The sequence below is a fragment of the Rheinheimera sp. genome (genome assembly GCF_965283995.1).
Classification (GTDB): domain Bacteria; phylum Pseudomonadota; class Gammaproteobacteria; order Enterobacterales; family Alteromonadaceae; genus Pararheinheimera.
In genome coordinates this window covers 3,462,057-3,484,023 of record NZ_CBDIQG010000001.1, presented here as the reverse complement: position 1 = coordinate 3,484,023, position 21,967 = coordinate 3,462,057, and the positions used below count along the sequence as shown (strand labels likewise).

The following is a 21,967-nucleotide window of genomic DNA, read 5'->3' as shown; positions in this document are numbered from 1 at the left end:
ACATGGTCCGGGATCAACTGCGCATCCTTGGCCATGTATGTTGTTATGCAACGAACATTAATTGACCAGTACTGGTGCAAGAACAACATGAATACGTATTCAATGCACTGCTAAATTATTCTACTGCGATATAACCGGTGTTTCTGCACATTCCCGGTGCAACACCGGCAAGAATCAACGCTGAAAATGCTGTTTGTGCAGCTTCACCGCTTCATTCAGCAAACCGACCCAAAACGGATCGAATTTAGATCCGGCGGCTTTGCTGATCTCGACCAGCGCCGTGATTAATTGCCGGTTACTGGATTCCTGATGTTCATGCTGATTGGTCAGTAAATCAAACTCATCGACAATCCGCAGCAAGCGCGCGCCTTCACTAATATCTTCCGCTTCGAGGCCATCCGGAAAACCACTACCATCCTGCTGTTCATGATGCTGCCAAATCATTGCGGCGGCATCCTGCCAGCGCGGTGAACTGGCGACCAGCGATGCGCCCATTTCAACGTGACGCTGCCAGACACTCAGTTGCTCAGGATCAGCGCGACCCTGCGCATCCAGCATCTGCAGTGGTAAAAATGACATGCCGAGGTCATGCAGCATCACGGCAACAGCAAGCTGTAGCTGATCGAGTTTATTCCCAGATAGCCGGTTCATTTCCAGCGCCAAAAATAACTGCCGGGCCGATCGCCCTTGCCAGCGCGGATGCCGCTGCTCCAGTGCTGGCAGCAACTGGATGAAAAACTCCAGATCGGCGTCCATCCGGATGCGGTAGTACTGCAACAAGCGCCGGCAGGCATCGACAGCAGAGGCGGATTTTTGTTCAGTCTCTGTCGGCGTTGTGCTGGTGACGACATCAGGCAATTCATCTTTGATCGCCAACGCCTGCACATGGGTTGGGTCCAATAAACCCAGCACCTGACGGATCCGTACCCCACGCGAGCGTTCGTCGGCGCTGGTCAGGCCGGTCAGACGCTGACAAATTTGTTGTAACTCGCCCGGCGTCAGAGGTTTAGCCGCATCAGCAATGCTGGCTTCTACCCATTGTTGCGTGCGGTCCAGTGTCAGCTGGATCACGTCGCATAAAGAACTGTCATAGGCCATGTGGCCTTTGCGGATATCGTCCAGTACATCTTCAAGACTTTGCAGCAATGGGATCAACGAAAATAAACCGATAAATCCGAGGTTACCTTTGATGGTGTGCACCACGCGGAAGATACCGTGCAGCAGTTCCGGCTGCTGCGGGTGCTGTTCCAGTTCAATTAAGGTGGCTTCACATTGCTCGTAGGCGTCACGAAAATCTTCAAAGAAATCATCAACGCAGTCGCGCTGTAACTCATCAGGGCGATTTAAATTCAGCTGGCTCACTGTTACAACCTCCGGATACCACAAAAACCCAGTGTAGACAGAACCTTAACTGGTGTATAGCCGCAAACCAGCTGCGGCTGCAGGAAAATAACCAGTATCAGTGTGCCATTGGACGCAGATCCGCTCTGACACACCTGTGCGGGCGGCAGAAAACTTAACGCCGGATCACAAAATCTTCAGTGCTACGGCGCACTTTTTGTAAGTTCACCAACCAATCGCCTTCGGCAGCGCGATAACCCAGCGGCAACAACAATACAGAGCGCAGGCCCAGCGCTTTCAGGCCCAGGATCTCGTCGACCACTTCAGGTTCAAACCCTTCCATCGGTGTGCTGTCAACGCCTTCTTCGGCGGCAGCAATCAATGCACTGCCAAGGCCGATGTAAGCCTGACGCGCGGCATGCTGGAAATTTTCTTCCGGGGTGCGGTGTGGATAAAAGTTCAGTAACTTCTGACGGTAGGCTTCCCAACCTTCGTTACGAATACCACGTTGCTCGTTGACCAGGTCAAACATCAAATTGATCCGCTCGGCAGTGTAATGATCCCAGGCCGCGAACACTAAAAGATGCGAAGCATCGGTCACCTGGCTCTGGTTCCAGGCATGGGCGCGGATTTTGGCTTTGGTTTCAGCGTCTGTGATCACCAGTACCTGATACGGCTGCAGACCGCTGGAACTGGCACTCAAACGAATGGCTTCAAGGATCCGGTCGACCTTCGCTTCGGGTACCACTTGAGTGGCATCCATTTTTTTAGCGGCATAACGCCACGATAATAAACGTAAAGTTTCTGACATTTAGGTTGCTCCGATTAAGTACACTGAAGAGTTTACCACTTTTGTACCTATCGGTATATATTGTAAAGTTATAGTCGCTCCCGAAGTCTTCTATCATTCGCTCCATTGAAAGTGCGGATGGCATGGGGGAACCATTGACCGGAAACAGAGTATCTACCGCCATTTTTAGCAGCGAAATACTTGCATGCTTTTAAGGAAGGAAAACCGGACACCTACCAACACCATCTTCTCTAACTGGTGACACCCACCAGATTCCCTCAGGTCCGGGTCTAGCTGGTGACTCCCACCTAATCCGGCACCCACCCAATCCGGCAGGATTCTTGACATTAACGTTTTTGCAACCACATTTAAAATCGACACGGATTCTAACTGGTGACACCCACCAAATTCGCTTCTTCTCTGGTCTAACTGGTGACACCCACCAGATTCCCTTAGGTCCGGGTCTAGCTGGTAACTCCCACCTAATCCGGCACCCACCCAATCCGGCAGGATTCTTGACATTAACGTTTTTGCAACCACATTTAAAATCGACACGGATTGTCAGGGAGAATTGTTATGGCTCATGCAAGAAAAAAGCTGGTTTCAGTGGTTGCAACGCCAAGTTATCACGTAGTTAGTCGCTGTGTGCGGCGTACTTTCCTGTTTGGCTGTTTTGAAAACAAGGATTTCAGTCATCGGCGGCAGCTTATTGTTGAGCGTCTTTCTGAACTCGCGAAGGTGTTTTGCATAACCATTTCGGCCTTTGCCATTATGTCCAACCATTACCATTTGGTTGTCCGCATTCAAAGGCAACAAGCGATTGATTTAGATGTCTATGACGTCATCAGACGCTGGAACGCTTTGTTTCGATTGCCTGTTTTGGTAGAGCGTTTTTCCAACGACACGCCAATCTCTGCCGCAGAAACAGCCGCTGTAAATAAAATCATCGAAACCTGGCGCAGCCGGCTTTACGACCTTAGCTGGTTTATGCGTTGCCTCAACGAACATATCGCCCGTATCGCGAATGCCGAAGACCAATGCACAGGACGTTTTTGGGAAGGCCGGTTTAAATCCCAGGCTCTGTTAGATGAAACAGCCGAGCTGCAAGCCATGGCGTACGTTGATTTAAACCCAATCCGTGCGGATATGGCGGCTTCTCCGGAAGAGTCAGACTATACCTCTATCCAGCTTCGGATGAGTAAGGATAACAACTCACCAATGAAAAACCTGTTGCGGCCTTTTGCTGGTGACTCACACCAAGACAATAATTCCAACGACATTCCGTATAATCTTATTGAGTATATTCAATTGGTTGATTGGTCTGGCAGGCAAATTCACCCGAAAAAACGCGGCGTTATCGCGGCCAACTTGCCTCCGATTTTCACCCGCTTAAACATGCAGCACCACATCTGGCTGCAAAATTGTCTGAGCCTTGAAAGCACATATCACAGAGTTATTGGACCAGCGGCACGCATGCAGGAGTTTTGTGCTCTGATGCAACAGAAATGGCTATTGGGCATACCTGCAGCACGTGAAGCATTTGGTTAAACATCTGAACTCTTGTCAGCTTAAAACGAAGCAAAACCGGCCTACTAAGCACTGGTTAATGCCCGGCATTCGCTTTTGAGGCGAGCTGACGGCATTTTCACTCGTCCTGCAACCCATTACAAATAGATACGCCCTCACAATTGGAGGCCACGTGACATAGTCGCGACGAGCCTTCAAACCACGTGAAATAGGTGGGTGTCACGTTTCTCTGTCTTCACGTTTCTCTGTCTCAATGAATTAGGTGGGTGTCACGTGATTCTCACTGATTCTCACTCATTAACCACGTGAAATAGGTGGGTGTCACGTTTCTCTGTCTCCGTTTCTCTCTCCAGCCTTCAAACCACGTGAATTAGGTGGGTGTCACGTGATTCTCGGATTCTCGTGATTCTCGTGATTCTCGTGATTCTCGTGATTCTCGTGATTCTCACGCTTCCCTTGAATTAGGTGGGTGTCACGTGATTCCGGTGGGTGTCACGTTTCTCTACACGTGAAATAGGTGGGTGTCACGTGATTCTCCTCGGATTCTCGTGATTCTCACGCTTCCCTCACGCGTTTCTCTTCCCTTCCCTCACGCGTTTCTCTTCCCTTCCCTCACGTGATTTCATGTTCACTGCCCTGCGTTTCTCTGCCCACCAAACGGCCCCTGCATCGGGATGAATTGGCGTCTCCAAATTGACTGACAATTGATGTCGAAATAATTTACATGCACTGTTCTGCTTTTATACATCACATCCAACACTACACGACATGTCATTGTATTTATTAAATATTTAATATTTCCTTATATTTGGCATTTAATTTGCTCTTACCAATCATCAAACCAGTCAATTTGGACACAGACAGATGAAAACATTCATGAAATCCGTTTTAATCACCGCTGCAGCAACCCTCAGCCTGTCAGCCCAAGCCGTTGTGATCACCTTCGGTGGTGTGAATCCAAATGACGGTTCTTACCTGACCAGCGCTTTAACTCCGACCAACAGCATCAATCCAGCGTTGGGTATCTTTAATGAAACCTTCGATGGCCCGAATGGTGGCTGCCAGGTGAATTCAGCGGCGCAAGGAATCGACGTCAGTGGTAATTTCTGGTTAACCAAAGGCAGCGGTTCAGGTAAAGCTGCGGCACCAGCCAATGACTCCACCTGTTATGCTTCAGGCCCGCTTAATCTGAATAACGGCGGTCAGGCCGGTAACACCGCAACCATCGACTGGACTGATTTTTTAGCAACGAACCTGCCAGGCAAGAAAATTAACTACCTTGGCCTGTACTGGGGTTCTATCGACGGCTACAACGACATCACTTTTTATGCACAGGGTAAGGCCATTAACATCGCCAGCATTAATGACATTGCCCTGAACAAAACCAAACTGAACGGTGCCGACATCCTGCAATTCGGTGGCTCGTCAGGCGATCGCAAGGATCCGAACACTAACCGCTACGTAAACCTGTGGTTTGGTGAAGACGAGCAATTCGATAAACTGGTATTCAGCAGCAGTAACTATGCCTTTGAAATGGACAATCTGGTGATTCAGGTTGCCGGGGTTACTGAGACTGTGCCAGCTCCAGGCTCGTTAGCCCTGCTGGGCCTCGCGCTGGTTGGTTTAACCTTGCGCCGCCGGAAATAAAATTTGCGGTGATGCTGCTCGAAGGCCTCAGGTAAAACCCTCTGCTGCAACAGAGGGTTTTGTTTTTCTGGTGTCTCAAATCTGTCTGTGCCGGCAAGTAGCGCCTGAACAAACATGACCTTTCCCCCAAACCTTGCGCCAGATCAACACCCAGACGCAGCTGCTGCGCCATAATCCGCGCCATTTTTTCCGGAGCGGCGCCATGACTTCAACCCCATCTCAGACTCAATCAACCCAACCCCATTTCCGCCCCGAGTTGCTATCGCCGGCCGGTACGCTGAAGGCGATGCGGTATGCTTTTGCTTATGGTGCTGATGCGGTTTATGCCGGCATGCCGCGTTATAGCTTGCGCGTGCGTAACAACGAGTTTGATTTGCCGACGCTGGCACTGGGGATAAAGGAAGCGCATGCACTCGGCAAGAAACTTTATTGCGTGCTCAATAGTGCGCCGCACAACGCTAAGCTGGAGACGCTGATCGACGACATCGCTGAAGTGGTCGCGCTCGGGCCGGATGCGCTGATTGTCAGTGACCCGGGCGTGATCCATCTAATCCGCCAGCATTTTCCGCAAATGGAACTGCATTTATCAGTGCAGGCTAATACGGTGAACTGGGCCGCTGTGCAGTTCTGGGCGCAAAACGGCATTGCGCGGGTGATTCTGTCACGCGAACTGGCGCTCGATGAAATCGAGCAGATCCGCCGCAAAGTGCCACAGATGGAGCTGGAAGTTTTTGTCCACGGCGCGCTTTGTATGGCGTACTCCGGCCGTTGCCTGCTGTCGGGTTATATGGATAAACGTGACCCGAACCAAGGCACCTGCACCAATGCCTGCCGCTGGCCATATCAAGTCACCACCGCAACCGAAAATGACGTCGGTCAGTTTGTGCCGGCGGTCGACGCCACAGCGCCAGCAGCCCAGCCCGAAGCCGCTTTATCGTTACACCAGCATGCCCCGGTGGACGACATTATCCTGCTGACCGATCCAGAAAAGCCCGGCGAACAAATGCCGGCGTTTGAAGATGAGCACGGCACTTACATTATGAATTCCAAAGACTTAAGAGCTATTCAGCATGTAGACCGTTTGACGCGGGCCCAGGTCCATAGTCTGAAAATCGAAGGCCGCACCAAATCGTTTTATTATGCCGCGCGCACGGCGCAGATTTATCGCCGCGCGATTGAAGATGCGGTCGCCGGCCGGCCTTTTAACCCACAGCTATTGACCGAGTTAGATGGTCTGGCATCGCGTGGTTACACCGAAGGCTTCCTGCGCCGGCACATCCCTATCCACGAGCTGCAAAACTACGAAAAAAGTGCATCAAGCAGTGACCAACAGCAGTTTGTCGGCGAAATGACCGGCATTGATGCCGATACCGGCCGCGCCTGGGTCGAGGTGAAAAACCAGTTTAATGTCGGCGACATGCTGGTGTTGATGGCGCCATCGGGCAACATGCAGATTTGCCTGCAACAGCTGTGGAACAGCAAAGGTGAACAGATCCAACGCGCACCAGGTGCCGGGCACCGCGTACAAATCGAACTGCCGGAAGGCATGGCCGTAGACTATGTGCTGATTATCCGTGAGCTGCCACAGGCTGAAAGCAGCAGCCGGGGTTGTGCCTGATGGCGCTGCACATCCTCGACACCTGTATCAACTGCGACATGTGCGGGCCTGAATGCCCAAACAATGCTATCTCATTGCAGGTCGTAGCCAGCGGCAAAAAGATTTACCAGATAGACCCAACGCTTTGCACCGAATGCGAAGGGTTTTATCCAGAGCCGACTTGTGTGCAGGTCTGCCCGATTGATGTGGTGGTGAAAGTCGGAGCGTCGAAATAACCACCAGTTGGTTACATTGAGTTACATTTCATTTTCATTTGCTGTTTTTTTTCGCTAGAGTAGGCCCCGCATTGATGCATCCACATGAATTCAGGGACATTTCCTAATGTTAAAAATGACTGTTGCAGCCCTGACGCTGCTGACTGCCACCACTGCCGTGGCGCAAGACACTGCACCATTATCGGCCGTATCTGTACAAGGCGACTTTGGTTACGCTCATCACAGAGCTGGCTCTGAAGACGACAATGAATCCGGCCAGGCTTTTGCTCCCGGCGTTGCATTGACCTACCATATCGACCCACAGTGGGCCGTTCGCTTGCAGCACGTGAATGCCGGCGAATTCACAGCTTTTGCTGAACCAGTGACCGTTTATCTGCAAAATGCCAGAGTTTTTGTAGACGCCAGACTTGAATCAAAAGCCAGTTGGACTGGACTGATGGGTCAATATCAATCCATGCAACAACCCCAGAGCTGGTCCTTTGGCGTGCGTTTTGGCGCAACATTCTGGAAACATGAACTGACGTTCAGTCAGGTAGTTAAGCAAGTCTCGCACTCAACGCTGAATTTTATGCTTGGCGAGAAATATGCTGACCGCGGCACCGACAATGGCGTCGATATTCTTGGCGGTGTATTTGCACAGTACCACTTCAATGACAAACTGGCATTTACTGCAGACTTAGATTTGGCACCATTCAGTACTAATGCAGCGGCAGAGCTTAATGGGGCAGAAACACTAGACCAGACCAAAATGGACTATCACATCAGCCGGATTGGTGTTGGCGTGCAATATCGTTTTTGATTGCTAAGTTCCCACCCCCAAAAAAAGCCTGAACTCAGCAGATTCAGGCTTTTTAACTGTTCACGCCAAATCTTAGTGCCCGGCGATTTGCATTTGATTCAGCAGTACAGAGCCGGTCAGCACCCCACCACGACGGTCAACGTCGTTACCAATCGCCGCGATATCCATAAACATCTGCGCCAGATTGCCGGCAATTGTCACTTCGCTGACCGGGAACTGGATCTGGCCGTTTTCAACCCAGAAACCAGCCGCACCACGCGAGTAATCACCGGTGACGCCATTGACGCCCTGGCCCATCAGTTCAGTCACCAGCAAGCCGGTGCCCATGTCGCGCAGCAGCTGCGCCAAATTGGCATCACCATGTTGCACATACCAATTATGAATACCACCGGCATGCCCGCTGCTGGCCATGCCGAGTTTACGTGCGGAATAACTGGAGGTTAACCAGCTGTGTAGCACGCCGTCCGTGATGATTTGCCGGTCGCTGGTTTTGACGCCTTCACCGTCGAATGGGCTAGACGCCAGGCCCTGCAGCACATGCGGCCGTTCGAGGATATTCAGCTGCGACGCCATTACTTGCTGGCCGAGTTTATCCAGTAAAAAACTCGATTTGCGGTAAATACTGCCACCGCTGATGGCAGAAACTAAATGGCCAAACAAGCTGCTGGCGACGTCAGCGCGAAACAGCACCGGCACCTTTTGTGTCGGTATGGTACGGCTATTCAGACGCTGGATGGTTTCATCCGCCGCTTCACGGCCAATGGCCGCTGCCGCTTTTAAATCCTCTAAGCGCCGACCGACGGTGTAGCTGTAATCGCGCTGCATATCTTCGCCGTCTTCACCGATCACCGAGCAGCTCATACTGTGACGACTGCTTGGATAGCCCACCAGCTGGCCATGGCTGTTGCCATACACTTTCAGGCCCTGATGCGAAGAAAACGAGGCGCCGTCTGAATTGGTGATGCGTTTATCTACCGCGAATGCGGCTTCTTCCGCCGCCGCACACCAGGCTGTAGCCTGTTCGGAACTAACCGATGCCGGATGATACAAGTCTAAGTCAGGCGGGCTGAGTTCCAGCCAGCTTGCTTCAGCGAGGCCGGCACAAGGATCCTCTGAGGTGTAACGGGCGATATCAATGGCGGCTTCAACGGTGCGCTTTAATGCCGCCGGGCTTAAATCAGCCGTCGATGCTGAGCCTTTACGCTGACCAACATACACGCTGATGCCAAGACCACCGTCCTGATTAAATTCCAACGTCTCGACTTCGCCGTGACGGGTTTCGACACTCAGACCGCGGGTCCGGTTCATCGACGCTTCGGCGCTGCTGGCACCGAGCTGACGCGCATGCGCCAACACCTGACTGACGGCGGCTTTCACTTCATCGATTTCTTGCTGAATAGTCGGCATGGGTTGACTCATAACGGGCTGAAAATCCTCAAGGTTGCAGACTGGCAAGCTTACCACAGCCACCGAAAAAGCGCAGAAGTCTGCGCCTGATATAGCACCGACACGGCTTTTCGTTGCCATCTTTGATATACTGACGGGATTTCCGGCAACAAAACTGAAGTTATGGCAGATATTACTGATTTTACCCACGGCGACGACTGGGACCGCGAGGAAGGCAAAAGCAAAACGCAGATCAAAAAAGAGATGCTGGCATTGCAGGAACTCGGCGAAGAGCTGGTCGCATTAAGCCCGGCCGCCCGCGCCAAGATCCCGATGGATAACGACCTGGCCGACGCCTTAAAACTGGCCGACAAACTGGTGAAAAAACACGAAGCCTATCGCCGCCATATGCAGTTCATCGGCAAAGTGATGCGTGGCACCGATTTAGAACCGATCGAACGCGCCTTAGCCGTCGTGCGCAATACCAATCAGGCAGCAACACGCAAGTTCCACCTGATTGAAGACTGGCGTGACAAACTATTAGCAAGTAATGATGCCGTCACTGAATTTATCGCGGAATATCCGCAGGTTGAAGTGCAGCAACTGCGCACTTTGATCCGCAACGCGAAAAAAGAACAGGAAAAAAATCAGCCGGGTAAATCTTACCGCGAGCTGTTTCAACTGATTAAGCCGGCGATTATCGGCGACTAATTCGCTCTGATGCTGACAAAAAAACAGGCCGCAATTGCGGCCTGTTTTGTTTTCTAGAGCATTTGTTGCCTTTTAAGCCGGCAAATCTATCTGGCCTTGCAGATACAACCGCGCCTGGCCGCTGACCTGCACCCGCTCGCCCTGCAGTGCACAGCGCAGCACACCACCCCGGCTTGACGCCTGGTAGGCCAGCAACTCGGTTTTATCCAGCCGCGCCGCCCAGTAGGGCGCGAGTCCGGCGTGGATAGAGCCGGTCACCGGATCTTCATCACCACCATTGGCTGGCCAGAAATAGCGGCTGACAAAATCATATTGGCCTGCTGCGAAACCCTGACCTGGCGCTGTGGCTACCACATCAAAAGGCCACAGCGTTTTCAACAACGTCATATCAGGTTGGAGCGTCGCAACCTGTGTAGCATCGTCATAGACAACAAACCAGGCCTGTTCACTGCGCAGCACCGCTACCGGCTGATGATTCAGCGCCTGCAGCAGCGCGGCCGGCACTTCGGCCTGCACTGTGGCCAGACGGGCCGGAAAATTCATATCCAGCCAGCCATCCTGCCCTTGCACCACGGACAGATCACCAACTTTCAACGTACTGAAACGCAGGCTGGCCACAGGTTCGCGTTGCAACAACACATAGGCTGCCGCCAGCGTGGCATGACCACAAAAATCGATTTCACACAGTGGGGAGAACCAGCGGATCTGATAATGGCCAGCGCCCAGCCGTTTCACGAATGCGGTTTCTGACAGATTGTTTTCCTGGGCGATTTGCAGCATCAACGCATCCGGCAGCCAATCGGCCATCGTTACTGGCAATGGCACGACGGCGGCGGCATTGCCGGCAAACAGCCTGTTGGTGAAGGCGTCGACTTGGAAAAGATCCAGTTTCATTGTTGCACCGCTCCTGCCGTCAGCAATTGCGCGCGCAGCGCCTGACGGATCTGATCATGAAAATAAAAAGCCCGGTTGATATCAGCAGCGTCCAGCGACAGTGGCTCGAGTAGCACCAGACCAATGGCAAATTGCGGATAATACAAAGTGGTACTGATATAACCATCGACATAACCACTGTGGCTATATTCAGTCAGGCCCGCAGTTTTGCTGATTTGCAGACCAAAGCCATAACCCAGCGCGCCCCAGCGGTGTGGCCGCAACAGCTGCGGGCTGGTCATCTGCTGGTAGCTGGCCGATTTTAGCAACGGTTGCTGGTGCAAACACTGTTGCCAGCGGATTAAATCGCCGGCAGAACTGACCAGACGGCCCGACGGATTGTTACTAAAAGCCACATCGAGCGGCGCGGCGACTAACTTACCAGCACGCTCGGTCAGGCCGGCAACCAGCAATGGGGCTGTTGATGTCAGCTGATCAGCCGATGGTGCAAAACTATGGGTCATCTCACAGGAACGAAACAACCGCGCCGCTTGCGCCGCAAAAGGTTCACCGTACAGCCGTTCCAGCACCTGGCCTAACAAGTCATACCCGGCATTGCTGTAGGCAAAAGTGCTGCCCGGTGTGCCGGTTGGTGCAGTCCCGCCCTGGCCCAAGCCCGAGCTGTGCTCGAGTAAATGTTTAATGGTGATGGCATCGCCGAAGCGTTCACGTTGCTCCGGCAGGAATTTGACCAGAGGGTCTTGCAGCAGAAGCCGTTGCTGGTCAACCGCCTGCAGGATCAAGGCGGCAGTGATTTGTTTCGATTGCGACCCGATGATGAACTGACGCTGGGCGGTCAGTGGTATGGTTTTACTGCTGTAATTCCACAGCAGTTTGCCCTGCTGCGCCACTAGTACAATCCCGCTGAATGGTAACTGGGCGCGCGGACCAGCCGGCTGCATCGCTGTATCCAGTGCTGCGCGGTCCAGCGATAACGCTGGCGCCGCAGCAAGTGCCGGACTCGCCGAAAGTAAACATAAACCTGCGACCAGACCGCACCATAAACTTGTATTGAGATGTCGCATCGCAGAACTCCTTTCCAATGCCAAGATGAGCTTAAATCAAACGTTTAAGCACCATATCCACGCCGACACCTTTAATTTTTGCCAGCAGCTTTTGCACCGGCTCCGGGTAATCCCGCATCATTTCAATTTCGCTGAAATGATTGATTTTGCTGGTATTCAGGAAAATCTGCTGCTGTTCATGACTCAGCTGCGCCTGCAGCTGGCCTAACTCATCGTTGACCAGAATGCCATTTTCATAATCCAGCGCAAAAGCGCGTGGATTCAGGTTGTGACCAGTAAACAAATGCCGGCGGCCGTCAACGCTGACACCTTTTAAGTGATAACTGTTGTCTTCGTGTTTCCACAGCCGGATATCCAGCAGACCTTGATCGATAAATGTCTGATTCCGTTTCACAAACTTGCGCAGGATGGTCTCGTACAGGTACGGCAGACCGCCAATCCGGCTAAAGCGCTGCGTCGGTGGGATATAAAAATCGTTGGCGGTTTTATCGCCGACCACGATGGTCACTTTCACACCACGTTTGAGGCATTTGCGCAGCGCCTTGGCCAGCACCGGTGGCGGGTTAAAATACGGTGTGTAAATCAGCACGTCTTTTTCTGCCAGCGCCAGAATAGCCAGCAACGTTTGATTTAACTGATTTTTTAACCGTCCCATCCCCATCAGCAAACTGGCGCGCAGTGGCGCGTCTGATTTGTCCTGTTGTGGGTAGCGATTGGCGCGGGCATGTTTCAGCCAGCCGCGGTGATGCGGTTTGTAGTGCTGAGCCAGCAGTGGGTCGTCCGACAACAAACTCTGGACTACTTGCGCCTGATCCAGGATCTGCTGATGACCGGCAACAAAGGCGTCGGCCAATGGCTGATTGTGGATCAGCAGATAGCGGTCGGCGCGATAACGCACCGGCACGCCCATATAGACATTGTTCAGCGACGCGCCGGAATACAGCAGGGTGTCGTCAAACACAAAACCTTTTAAATGCAGCACACCAAACAGCTCACGCCGTTTCACCGGCACACCGAGAATTTGGATTTGTTCGGTATATTCGGCGCCAATTTCCCGATAAAAATCAGCATTGGTTTTCATGCCGGCCTGGCCAATCAGACCACGGCGGGCGCGGTGAAAATCGACATACACGCGGATATCCAGCTGCGGATTTTGTTGTTTGGCCTGATACAAGGCCCGCAATACTTCTTCACCGGCTTCGTCGGCCTGCAAATATAATGCGGTCAGTACGATACGCCGGCGGGCGCCGGCGATCAGTTCTAATACTTTGGCTTTGTATTCAGTGGCATGGCACAATATTTCTACTGCTGCCGCTTCAAACGCCGTAGCCGGCAATGCCGCCAGCCGGCGTTTGTTTAACATCTGTCCTAACATAGGTCCGTAGATCCCTGCGGTTATCGGTGTTGCAACGCCGGCTTCTGTGACCGGCTGGCATTGAGCTTGTGCTCAGAAAACCGGGCTATTATGCGGCAAAGTCCAAGCGCTGGCAAAAAGGCCGGCACAGCTACGCCACAAGACTCCGATCAGGCTGTGCCACCAACCGTCATGCTGTCCAGCTTCAACGTAGGCTGCCCCACGCCAACCGGCACGCTCTGGCCTTGTTTGCCACAGACGCCGACACCGGCGTCGAGCTTCAGATCCCGGCCGACCATCGATACTTTCTGCATCGCTTCCGGACCATTACCAATCAGCGTGGCACCTTTAATTGGCGCGGTGATTTTGCCATCTTCAATCAGGTAGGCTTCACTGGCCGAGAACACAAACTTGCCGGACGTGATGTCGACCTGACCGCCGCCGAAATTCGGCGCATAAATGCCTTTTTTCACTGAGGCGATGATTTCTTCCGGCGCATACTCACCGGCCAGCATATAGGTGTTGGTCATCCGCGGCATCGGCAGATGGGCAAAGGACTCACGCCGGCCGTTACCGGTCACCGGTACATTCATCAGCATGGCATTGTGCTTATCCTGAATGTAACCCTTCAGAATACCGTTTTCGATCAGCACGTTATATTGGCCAGGTGTCCCTTCGTCATCAATATTCAGCGAGCCACGCCGACCGGATAAAGTGCCGTCGTCGACGATAGTGCAGTGTTTGGACGCCACTTGTTCGCCGATGCGGCCAGAGAACGTTGAGGCACCTTTGCGGTTAAAATCACCTTCGAGACCATGGCCAACCGCCTCATGTAACAATACGCCAGGCCAGCCGGCGCCAAGGACCACCGGCATCATGCCGGCCGGAGCATCGATCGCGGTCAGATTGACCTGCGCCTGACGCACCGCTTCACGGGCGTAACTCATCCAGCGCGGCTCACCGTCCAAATCTTCACTGAAATAGGCATAACTGGTGCGGGCGCCACCACCGGCACTGCCACGCTCACGCCGGCCGTCTTGCTGCAACAACACTGAGCAGTTCAGTCGCACCAAAGGCCGGATATCGGCGGCATAAGTACCATCACTGGCGGCCACCAGCATTTCTTCATAAACACCGGATAAACTGACCATCACCTGTTCGGCGCGGCTGTCCAGCGTGCGGATAAAAGCTTCCATCTGATGCAGCATCGCCACTTTTTCGGTATTCGTCAGACTTTGCAGCGGCTCACAAGGTAAATAGATGTCGCTGTTGGCTGATTTGCTGAATGCTTTAACCTGGCCTTGCTGGCCATGTGCCGCGATACCACGCGCCGCCGTTGCCGCGGTTTGCAGAGCTTGTTTGGAAATGGTATCGGCATAGGCAAAACCGGCTTTTTCGCCGGTCACGGCCCGCACACCGACCCCACGTTCGATATTAAAAGAGCCGTCTTTGACCAGACCATCTTCCAGTACCCAGGATTCATGCACGCTGGACTGAAAATACAGATCCGCATAATCCAGCTGATGCGCAAACAGGAAACTGAGACTGTGCGCCACATCCTGATCGGTCAGGTCGCTCGCGGCGATCAGATTCTGTTCCACTGCATTTAGCATCGCGATATTGCTCATAGCCTCTCACTTTTAAATTGGGTCACGGTTTAACCGGTAACTTTGAAATTGATTATGGGCCGCCAACGGCATTTTGCTGCGTACGCTGGCCACCTCGTTTAAATCGATCCGGACTGAGATTAGCCCGGGTGCAGTGCCGGCATCCGCCAGCACCTGACCCCAGGGGTCAATAATCAGACTATGGCCATAAGTCTGGCGACCATTGGCATGGGTGCCGGTTTGCGCCGGCGCCAGTAAAAAGCTCTGCGTTTCAATCGCCCGCGCCCGCAGCAGTGTATGCCAGTGCGCGGCCCCCGTCACTGTGGTGAACGCCGACGGCAGGCATAACAGATTCATGCCCTGCTGGCGCAACAACTGAAACAGTCCCGGAAAACGCACATCATAACAAATCGCCAGGCCGGCTTTGAGCACGCCCAGATCCGCCACTGTCACTTTATCGCCAGGCATGGTTGCCGCCGATTCACGGTAACTGGCGGTATGGTCACTGACATCGGCGTCAAACAGATGAATTTTCTGATAGTCCGCCAGCAAAGTACCATCCGGTCCAAACAACAGACTACTGGCGCTGAAGCGGGTCGGATCTGCGCTTTGGGTTGGTAAAGTGCCGACCAGCAGATAAATCTGCTGCTGGCGCGCCAGCTGACTGAGCTGTTGTTGCAGCGGGCCTGGCTCGCTGTGCTGATCAGCCAGCGGCTCGGCAATGACCAGATTAGCGCCATCGGCACCGGCAAAACATAAAGCGCCTTCCGGCAAGGCGACCAGCTGTGGCCGGTCCGCCGGGATTTGCTGCAACAGCTTGGCGATTTGCTGCAGGTTGTCGGCCGGATCCGGGCTGCTGCACAGCTGCAATGCGGTCAGTTGCCAGATTGAGGTGTCAATATCAGTGCCGATATCAGTCATGTTGCACTCCGCCAGCGTCTATCTTCGGGGTATCTTCAACCGGTTTGGCTTCTGGCATTGGCCGATCTGGCGCCAAAGCACCTTCCACCGGCGCTTCTGGCAACAGCGGACTCGGCTGCGCCGCCTCTTCAGCGATGGCTGGAGTTGTCGCTAATGGCGGTTTCACTGGTTTTGGTAACGCATCGGCCGGGATCGTGACTTTTTTGCTGTTCCGCTCCAGCTCAGTCACAGTCGGATTATCGAGGTCACCGGTGACACTGAAATTAATTTTTGAGATCACTTCCGCCGACTGGAACATTTCATCGAGCGCATAAGCCGCCACACCGGACACCGGATTGACCATCCAGGCCAGGATCACCGGCAGGCTCGACGTCACTTTCGGGCTAAATGCCATCTGATAATCAATTTGCCGCGCTTTTAAATCTGCTTCGCCAGACATTTCGATATCGCCGGCGACCCCGTCCACTTTGGTATCTGCCGTACTGGAAACGCCTTGATCAATTTGCATCGAGCCGCGCATGCTGTTGTAGAAAAAACCTTTGGCAAATACATCGCGAAAATCCAGTCGCAACTTACGCACCAACGAATCGAGACTGAACAACGAGAAAATACGCGTACCGCCATCACTGACTTCAACCAGCGAGCCTTCACCGAGATCCCAGCCGATACCACCGCTTAAGGTCTGGCGGTTAAACTGGAACGGTGTCCCTTGCCAGCTCAGTGCGTCCAGCGTGATTTTGGCTTTGCTGCCGCTCATACTGCGGCTTAAATCATATTCCTGCATCAACTGGCCAAAGGCCGGGCTTTGCAGCGTGCCACTTAACCGGGTCTCGCCGAGGCCGTCGTCTTTTTGCCAGTCGCCTTGCATTGTCCAGCGATGACCATCGCGCTGGCTGGTGAATTCACTCAAAGTCCAGCTGCTGCCGTCGCTATGCGCTTTGGCATTCACTTCACCAAGGTCATAATCACCGACAATACAGGCCTTGCAATGCAACTGGATCGGCGGCAAATCGGCCAGCCAAGGCATCGGCGTTAATTTGGCAAAGGCTTCGGCTTCCAGTGCGGCGTAATCAGGTTTTTGTGCCGCTTCCGCTTCCAGTAATTGCTGTGCTTTTAACTCGGCCGCAGCCAGTTTCGCCGCTTGTTGATTGGCAAAAATCAGCTGCAACCGGCTCAGGTCGGCTTTGATGCCCTGCTCCTGCAGCTGACGGGAAAACCACAAATCGCCTTGCGCTTCGTCGGCACTAAGATTGAGCTGATAACTGTCAGATTGTGGCGTCAAATGAAAACGCAGCTGGTGCAAAAATACATCATCAAATAGCTGAAGCTCGCCGATCCGGCCATTCACCGCCGACAGGGGCGGAAACATTGCATCTTCGCCCGGCGTTATGGCCGCCAGCTGGTTTTGCAATAAGCTAATCCACGGCAGCAGCTCTGCCTGTTCCAGGTTGACATCGATATAAAAACCGTCCTGCAGCTGGCTACTGGGCAGGCCAAGACTTAACAAAGCACCGGTGATTTTGCCGCTTTGCTGATCTAACCGCGCCTGCAACTGCGCCTGATCGCCATAGCGCATCTCGATCTCGGAGCCTTGCGCGTTGCCTTTACTTTGTAACAAGACCGTGGCACCGTCGGCCGCGGTTTTGCCAAAAGGCGCCGGTAGCTGCAGCTCGGCGGCCGCTAAATCCATCAGCGCGGTCGATTCGTAATTAAAGCCGGTTTGCGGCAGCTGAATATTCAGATCCCAGCTGAAATTGGCCTGACCTTTTCCGAGGACCTGCCAGTCTTCCGACACCAGCGCCAGCAGCTTATCGATCTGTTGTTCGCCATGCGCTTTGAGCTGGACCTGATAGCCCTCTGCCTGCTGCGCGCCATGCAAAGTAGCATTCAGCGGCACGCCATGACTGACAAACATCAGTTTCTCACTGTCGATTTTGTCGTTATCAAACTGCAGATGGCCTTGCAACTGTTCCACCGCGACGGCCGGCGCACGGATATTCAGCTGATTGGCAAAAAACTCGACGTCGCCAAGCGCCCGCACACCGGTCTTTTTCAAACCAATCTGCAGCTGCACTTTGGCGTTCACCAGACCACTGACGCCGAGATAATCCAGTGTGGCGCCGACCGATTCACTGAGCGGCGATGCCAGCATCAGACCCGTCACAGCTTCAGCCTGCGTCTGACGACCGATATCGATCAGCAGCGTCTCGGCGTGAAATAAATCCGGGATCCGCGCCGTCACGCCATCTTCCAGCGCGACGTCAAACAACTGACCGGCCTGGCTTTGGATCAACATGCCGGCGTTTTCAAACAACAGCTCAGCCTGCATGCCCTTAATCACCGGCCAGTGCGGGTCAAACGAAAATTCGGTGTCGGCGATAAACGCCTGCGCCTGAAAAATACCGTTGTGCTTGTCGTAAGGGAAATCTTTAAAAGCACCGTGCCATAACACCCGCGCTACCGGGATTTGGCCGCTGATCAGCGCCGGTGTCAGGTAATTGATCACCGACTCCGGCATATGCCGGGTTGGGAAATAATGCCGCGCATCAGCGACCGGCACTTTACGCAGTTCACCCAGCAAGGTCATGCCGGGTTTGTCACCGAGGTCCAGCACCAGTTGGGCGTCGGCTTCAATTTGCGGATGACGTAAGCTGAGCCGCGGAATTTGCACGCGCCACTGCCCTTGTTGCTGCAGCACTTCAATCCGGGTTTGCAGACTCTGATACGGCGTGGCGCGGCTGAACGCTTCGCCCCAGCTCAGGGCGCCATCCATGCCCTGCAAATCCAGCAATACATAATCCGGGCCGGCACTAAAATGGCCCGTCAGGCCGGTTAAACCGGGGACATCGTCGACCGGGACTGAACTGAAATCGATAAAATCGCCGCTGACAAACCATTGTTTGTCATTCAGTTGCATGCCGAGCTGGGTAATACGGGCATCGGTCTGAAACGACAGAATTTTCCTAAGCGCCGTTGAATCTTCGGCAAACAGCTGCGCCAGTGGCACCGCCGCCTGTAATTGCAGCTGCTGTAACGAGCCGGAATACACACCTTGCTGACTGACTAACTGCAGCTGAAAATCGTGCCAGCTTTGCGCACCCGACGTCAGCGTCAGCTGACTCGACAATAACTGCCAGCCATCAGCCGTGGGTTGCCATAACAGCTGGCCTTTACCAAGGCTCAGCTGCTGAGTTTGGTCGTCTTGTCGCCACATCAGGCGGTTTTCAGCCAGACCAATCTGAATTTGTTGCAACGTACCGCCGGCGATCTCGCCCCAGGCCTGAAAATTGATATCGGCGCGCGCCAGTTTGCGCGTCTCCGGCAACAGAGTTTCGAACCAGGGCAAGACGTTCAGATCATTGCTGGACAGATACAACTGGCCGCGACTTTTCGCCAGACTGTCGCCGGTTAAATCGAGAATAAAAGCGATGGCATTGCCGGTGACGCCGGAGATCACCACTTCACCGGATCCCTGATGGCGTTCGCCGGCATTCAGCCAGGCCAACCGGCGGATCTGCATCTCAATCGGTGGGGTATATTGCGAGCGTAAGGTCAGTTTGCTGTCGACCAGCGTGAAGTTCTTCAGTTGCTGGAACAGCAGTTGTTCGACGGCGCTGAGCAGCGGTTCCGGGTCCGTCGCGGGCGTTTCGGCATTTTGTTGTAACAAACGCTGGCTGTCGATAGTCAGGTGCAGACCCGACAGTTCAAAGTCGTCGGCTTTCAGTTGCAAACTGGTCAGGCTGGCCCAGAAATCGAGGCGGACGCGCAGCTCTGCAACCTCCAGCAGCGTATCACCCGTTGGTGTCTGTACGGCCACTTGTTGCAGTAACAAGGCCGGACCACTGGATTGCCAGGCAGCGCTAAGCTGGCCTATCCGTACCGGCGCGCCATATTGTGCAGCGATAAACTGCTCAATATCGGTTTTATAACCGGTGGCGTAAGGCAGACCCACCCGCAGCAACGTGACCAGCGTGGCAAGCAGCACCACTCCGACCGCAAACAGCAGCCAGAGTTTATGCAGACAAAACCAACCGGCACGCTGAAGTCGCGCCACTACATCATCACCACGTCAAATTGTTCCTGGGTATATTGCGGCTCAATCACTACGCTGATTTGCTTACTGATAAAGACTTCAAGCTCAGCCAGGTTATGGTATTCATCGTTGATTAAAGCATCCTTAACCGCTGGAGATGCATACACCATGAATTTGTCGGTGGCATAAGCGCGATTCACGCGGACAATTTCCCGCATGATTTCGAAGCACACGGTCTCAACCGTTTTCAGTGAACCACGGCCGGCACAGACCGGACATTCGGTGCACAGCACATGTTCCAGACTCTCGCGGGTGCGTTTGCGCGTCATTTCCACCAGGCCTAAAGCGGAAAAACCATGAATATTGGTTTTGGTTTTGTCACGGGACAGCGCGATTTCGAGGCTGTGCAGCACACGGCGCTGATGCTCTTCGCTTTGCATGTCGATAAAATCGATGATGATAATGCCACCGAGATTGCGCAGCCGCAGTTGACGGGCAATCGCCTGCGTCGCTTCGGTGTTGGTATTAAAGATGGTTTCTTCCAGATTGCGGTGGCCGACAAAAGCACCGGTGTTGACGTCAATTGTCGTCATCGCTTCAGTTTGATCGATGATCAGATAACCGCCGCTTTTCAGTGGCACTTTGCGATCGAGTGCACGCTGAATTTCGTTTTCGACATCAAACAGGTCGAATACCGGCCGCTCACCGGGGTAATACTCGAGTTTTTCCGTCATTTGCGGAATAAACTCTTCGGTGAAGGCATGCAGCGCCTGCCAGGTCATTTTCGAATCAACCCGCACCCGCTCTAAATCACTGCCGACAAAGTCGCGCAGGATGCGAAACGCCAGCGTCAAATCTTCATATAACATCGCTTCTTTGCGGTGTTTTTGTTTGCGCTTCTGGATTTTGGCCCAGAGTTTTTTCAAAAACCGCGCATCTTGCAACAATTCAACTTCACAGGCGCCGTCCGCTGCGGTCCGGACAATAAAGCCGCCATTGTCATCGTCCAGGCAAGTGGAGACGATATCTTTTAAGCGTTGACGCTCAGCATCCGAATCAATGCGTTGTGACACGCCAACATGCGGTGAACCCGGCATAAATACCAGATAACGCGACGGCAGCGTGATGTCGGTGGTCAGCCGCGCGCCTTTGGTACCCAGTGGATCTTTCACCACCTGGACCAACAGATACTGGCCTTCATGCACCAACAGCCGGATATCTTTGACCGCAGAAACTTTCACTTCAGGATCATGCGCATCGCGCTGCACAATGTCGGATGCATGTAAAAAGGCGGCTTTATCCAGCCCAATATCAACAAATGCGGCCTGCATGCCGGGCAATACCCGGCTGACTTTGCCGATGTAGATATTGCCAACCAGACCATGACGCGCCTGGCGTTCGATATGCACTTCTTGCAACACGCCGTTTTCGATCAGCGCGACCCGGGTTTCACTCGGTGTGACGTTGATCAGCAGTTCTGCACTCATGAAGCCTCCGGCAATGTCGCCAATAAGGCGGCAGTTTCATATAACGGCAAGCCGACCACAGCAAAATAACTGCCATGAATTTTTTCGATAAAACGCCCGCCCAGCCCCTGAATACCATAACCACCGGCTTTGTCAGCCGGCTCACCACTGCGCCAGTAGTCCTGCATCTGCGCCGGCGTCAGCGCACCGAACCAGACATCGGTCGCGACGGTCACGGCCTGTGGCTCGTGGTTCGCATCCAGACACAACGCCACGGCGGTATACACCTGGTGGCCCCGGCCGCTTAATAACCGCATCATGCGCAGAAAATCAGCTTCGTCCTGTGGTTTGCCAAGGATCTCGCCATCGACCACCACAATGGTATCGGCGCCCAAAGTCGGCAGCGGCTGTGTCTGCACGGCAAAACCGGCCTGCGCTTTAGCCTTTGCCAGCCTCGATACATAATCAGCGGCGTTTTCGCCGGGCAATACCGACTCGTCTATTGGCGCCTGAACTACGATAAAATCAACACCCAGTTGCGCCAACAGTTCACGGCGACGGGGCGAGGCAGAAGCAAGTGCGACAGCGGTCATA

General features: G+C 53.5%; 16 protein-coding genes and 1 pseudogene. 6 read left to right on the top strand and 11 right to left on the bottom strand.

Translation table 11 applies throughout. From position 1 onward, the window contains the following. Positions 1–174: 174 nt before the first annotated feature. Both ACQ66Q_RS15680 and ACQ66Q_RS15675 read right to left on the bottom strand, forming a co-directional pair. Positions 175–1,362 (bottom strand): HD domain-containing phosphohydrolase, encoded by a 1,188-nt coding sequence (locus ACQ66Q_RS15680; protein ID WP_430457633.1) that lies wholly within the window; start codon positions 1,360–1,362, stop codon positions 175–177. A gap of 154 nt (positions 1,363–1,516) precedes the next feature. Then, positions 1,517–2,152, bottom strand: coding sequence for an NAD(P)H-dependent oxidoreductase (locus tag ACQ66Q_RS15675; RefSeq protein WP_430457632.1), 636 nt, complete (start codon positions 2,150–2,152; stop codon positions 1,517–1,519). Positions 2,153–2,707: 555 nt separating this feature from the next. On the opposite strand from ACQ66Q_RS15675, the gene ACQ66Q_RS15670 reads away from it, so the two are divergent. From ACQ66Q_RS15670 to ACQ66Q_RS15650, 5 genes and pseudogenes are all read left to right on the top strand, one after another. Beyond that, the gene (locus tag ACQ66Q_RS15670) at positions 2,708–3,679 is read left to right on the top strand and encodes a transposase (protein WP_430457631.1); all 972 of its coding nucleotides are present in this window, start codon (positions 2,708–2,710) and stop codon (positions 3,677–3,679) included. A gap of 855 nt (positions 3,680–4,534) precedes the next feature. After that, positions 4,535–5,305: a PEP-CTERM sorting domain-containing protein gene (locus tag ACQ66Q_RS15665; protein ID WP_430457630.1), complete on the top strand. Its 771-nt coding sequence runs from the start codon at positions 4,535–4,537 to the stop codon at positions 5,303–5,305. A 202-nt stretch (positions 5,306–5,507) separates the two neighbouring features. Further along, complete coding sequence (yegQ, locus tag ACQ66Q_RS15660) at positions 5,508–6,923, top strand: tRNA 5-hydroxyuridine modification protein YegQ (RefSeq protein ID WP_430457629.1); 1,416 nt, start codon at positions 5,508–5,510, stop codon at positions 6,921–6,923. Continuing rightward, positions 6,923–7,114 (top strand): annotated as a pseudogene (locus ACQ66Q_RS15655) (YfhL family 4Fe-4S dicluster ferredoxin); the annotation flags it as partial. The gene yegQ and the pseudogene ACQ66Q_RS15655, both read left to right, overlap by 1 nt. A 130-nt stretch (positions 7,115–7,244) precedes the next feature. Continuing rightward, entirely contained in the window at positions 7,245–7,937 is a 693-nt protein-coding gene (locus ACQ66Q_RS15650; protein WP_430457628.1) for an outer membrane beta-barrel protein, read from the top strand. A gap of 72 nt (positions 7,938–8,009) precedes the next feature. On the opposite strand, the gene pmbA is transcribed toward ACQ66Q_RS15650, so the two are convergent. Then, complete coding sequence (gene pmbA / locus ACQ66Q_RS15645; RefSeq protein WP_430457627.1) at positions 8,010–9,356, bottom strand: metalloprotease PmbA; 1,347 nt, start codon at positions 9,354–9,356, stop codon at positions 8,010–8,012. Positions 9,357–9,506: 150 nt separating this feature from the next. Here pmbA and yjgA point away from each other — a divergent pair, with 150 nt between their 5' ends. Continuing rightward, positions 9,507–10,034, top strand: coding sequence for a ribosome biogenesis factor YjgA (gene yjgA / locus ACQ66Q_RS15640; protein WP_430457626.1), 528 nt, complete (start codon positions 9,507–9,509; stop codon positions 10,032–10,034). A 72-nt stretch (positions 10,035–10,106) separates the two neighbouring features. Here yjgA and ACQ66Q_RS15635 read toward each other — a convergent pair whose 3' ends face one another. From ACQ66Q_RS15635 to ACQ66Q_RS15600, 8 genes are all read right to left on the bottom strand, one after another. Continuing rightward, positions 10,107–10,928, bottom strand: a complete 822-nt coding sequence (locus tag ACQ66Q_RS15635; protein WP_430457625.1) for a PhzF family phenazine biosynthesis protein — start codon at positions 10,926–10,928, stop codon at positions 10,107–10,109. Next, positions 10,925–11,992 carry a serine hydrolase domain-containing protein gene (locus ACQ66Q_RS15630; RefSeq protein WP_430457624.1) on the bottom strand — a complete coding sequence of 356 codons (1,068 nt, stop codon included), beginning with the start codon at positions 11,990–11,992 and terminating at the stop codon, positions 10,925–10,927. Before ACQ66Q_RS15630 ends, ACQ66Q_RS15635 begins: the two co-directional genes overlap by 4 nt. 31 nt (positions 11,993–12,023) lie before the next feature. After that, the gene (gene pssA / locus ACQ66Q_RS15625; protein ID WP_430457623.1) at positions 12,024–13,367 is read right to left on the bottom strand and encodes a CDP-diacylglycerol--serine O-phosphatidyltransferase; all 1,344 of its coding nucleotides are present in this window, start codon (positions 13,365–13,367) and stop codon (positions 12,024–12,026) included. A 149-nt stretch (positions 13,368–13,516) separates the two neighbouring features. Next, positions 13,517–14,974, bottom strand: a complete 1,458-nt coding sequence (gene tldD, locus ACQ66Q_RS15620; protein ID WP_430457622.1) for a metalloprotease TldD — start codon at positions 14,972–14,974, stop codon at positions 13,517–13,519. A 12-nt stretch (positions 14,975–14,986) separates the two neighbouring features. Further along, positions 14,987–15,874, bottom strand: a complete 888-nt coding sequence (locus tag ACQ66Q_RS15615; RefSeq protein WP_430457621.1) for a carbon-nitrogen hydrolase family protein — start codon at positions 15,872–15,874, stop codon at positions 14,987–14,989. Next, entirely contained in the window at positions 15,867–19,928 is a 4,062-nt protein-coding gene (locus tag ACQ66Q_RS15610; protein ID WP_430457620.1) for a YhdP family protein, read from the bottom strand. The genes ACQ66Q_RS15615 and ACQ66Q_RS15610 overlap by 8 nt, the downstream gene beginning before the upstream one ends. Next, entirely contained in the window at positions 19,928–21,394 is a 1,467-nt protein-coding gene (gene rng / locus ACQ66Q_RS15605) for a ribonuclease G (protein ID WP_430457619.1), read from the bottom strand. The genes ACQ66Q_RS15610 and rng overlap by 1 nt, the downstream gene beginning before the upstream one ends. Then, a complete protein-coding gene (locus tag ACQ66Q_RS15600) occupies positions 21,391–21,966 on the bottom strand; it encodes a Maf family protein (protein WP_430457618.1) in 576 nt (191 codons plus the stop codon). Before ACQ66Q_RS15600 ends, rng begins: the two co-directional genes overlap by 4 nt. Between the last annotated feature and the right edge of the window lies 1 nt (position 21,967).

Coding starts and splice junctions, on each gene's coding strand:
- ACQ66Q_RS15665 (WP_430457630.1), top strand. CDS start 4,535: ATGAAATCCGTTTTAATCACCGCTGCAGCAACCCTCAGCCTGTCAGCC.
- ACQ66Q_RS15670 (WP_430457631.1), top strand. CDS start 2,708: ATGGCTCATGCAAGAAAAAAGCTGGTTTCAGTGGTTGCAACGCCAAGT.
- pssA (WP_430457623.1), bottom strand. CDS start 13,367: ATGTTAGGACAGATGTTAAACAAACGCCGGCTGGCGGCATTGCCGGCT.
- rng (WP_430457619.1), bottom strand. CDS start 21,394: ATGAGTGCAGAACTGCTGATCAACGTCACACCGAGTGAAACCCGGGTC.
- yegQ (WP_430457629.1), top strand. CDS start 5,508: ATGACTTCAACCCCATCTCAGACTCAATCAACCCAACCCCATTTCCGC.
- tldD (WP_430457622.1), bottom strand. CDS start 14,974: ATGAGCAATATCGCGATGCTAAATGCAGTGGAACAGAATCTGATCGCC.
- ACQ66Q_RS15675 (WP_430457632.1), bottom strand. CDS start 2,152: ATGTCAGAAACTTTACGTTTATTATCGTGGCGTTATGCCGCTAAAAAA.
- ACQ66Q_RS15650 (WP_430457628.1), top strand. CDS start 7,245: ATGTTAAAAATGACTGTTGCAGCCCTGACGCTGCTGACTGCCACCACT.
- ACQ66Q_RS15630 (WP_430457624.1), bottom strand. CDS start 11,992: ATGCGACATCTCAATACAAGTTTATGGTGCGGTCTGGTCGCAGGTTTA.
- yjgA (WP_430457626.1), top strand. CDS start 9,507: ATGGCAGATATTACTGATTTTACCCACGGCGACGACTGGGACCGCGAG.
- pmbA (WP_430457627.1), bottom strand. CDS start 9,356: ATGAGTCAACCCATGCCGACTATTCAGCAAGAAATCGATGAAGTGAAA.
- ACQ66Q_RS15615 (WP_430457621.1), bottom strand. CDS start 15,874: ATGACTGATATCGGCACTGATATTGACACCTCAATCTGGCAACTGACC.
- ACQ66Q_RS15600 (WP_430457618.1), bottom strand. CDS start 21,966: ATGACCGCTGTCGCACTTGCTTCTGCCTCGCCCCGTCGCCGTGAACTG.
- ACQ66Q_RS15635 (WP_430457625.1), bottom strand. CDS start 10,928: ATGAAACTGGATCTTTTCCAAGTCGACGCCTTCACCAACAGGCTGTTT.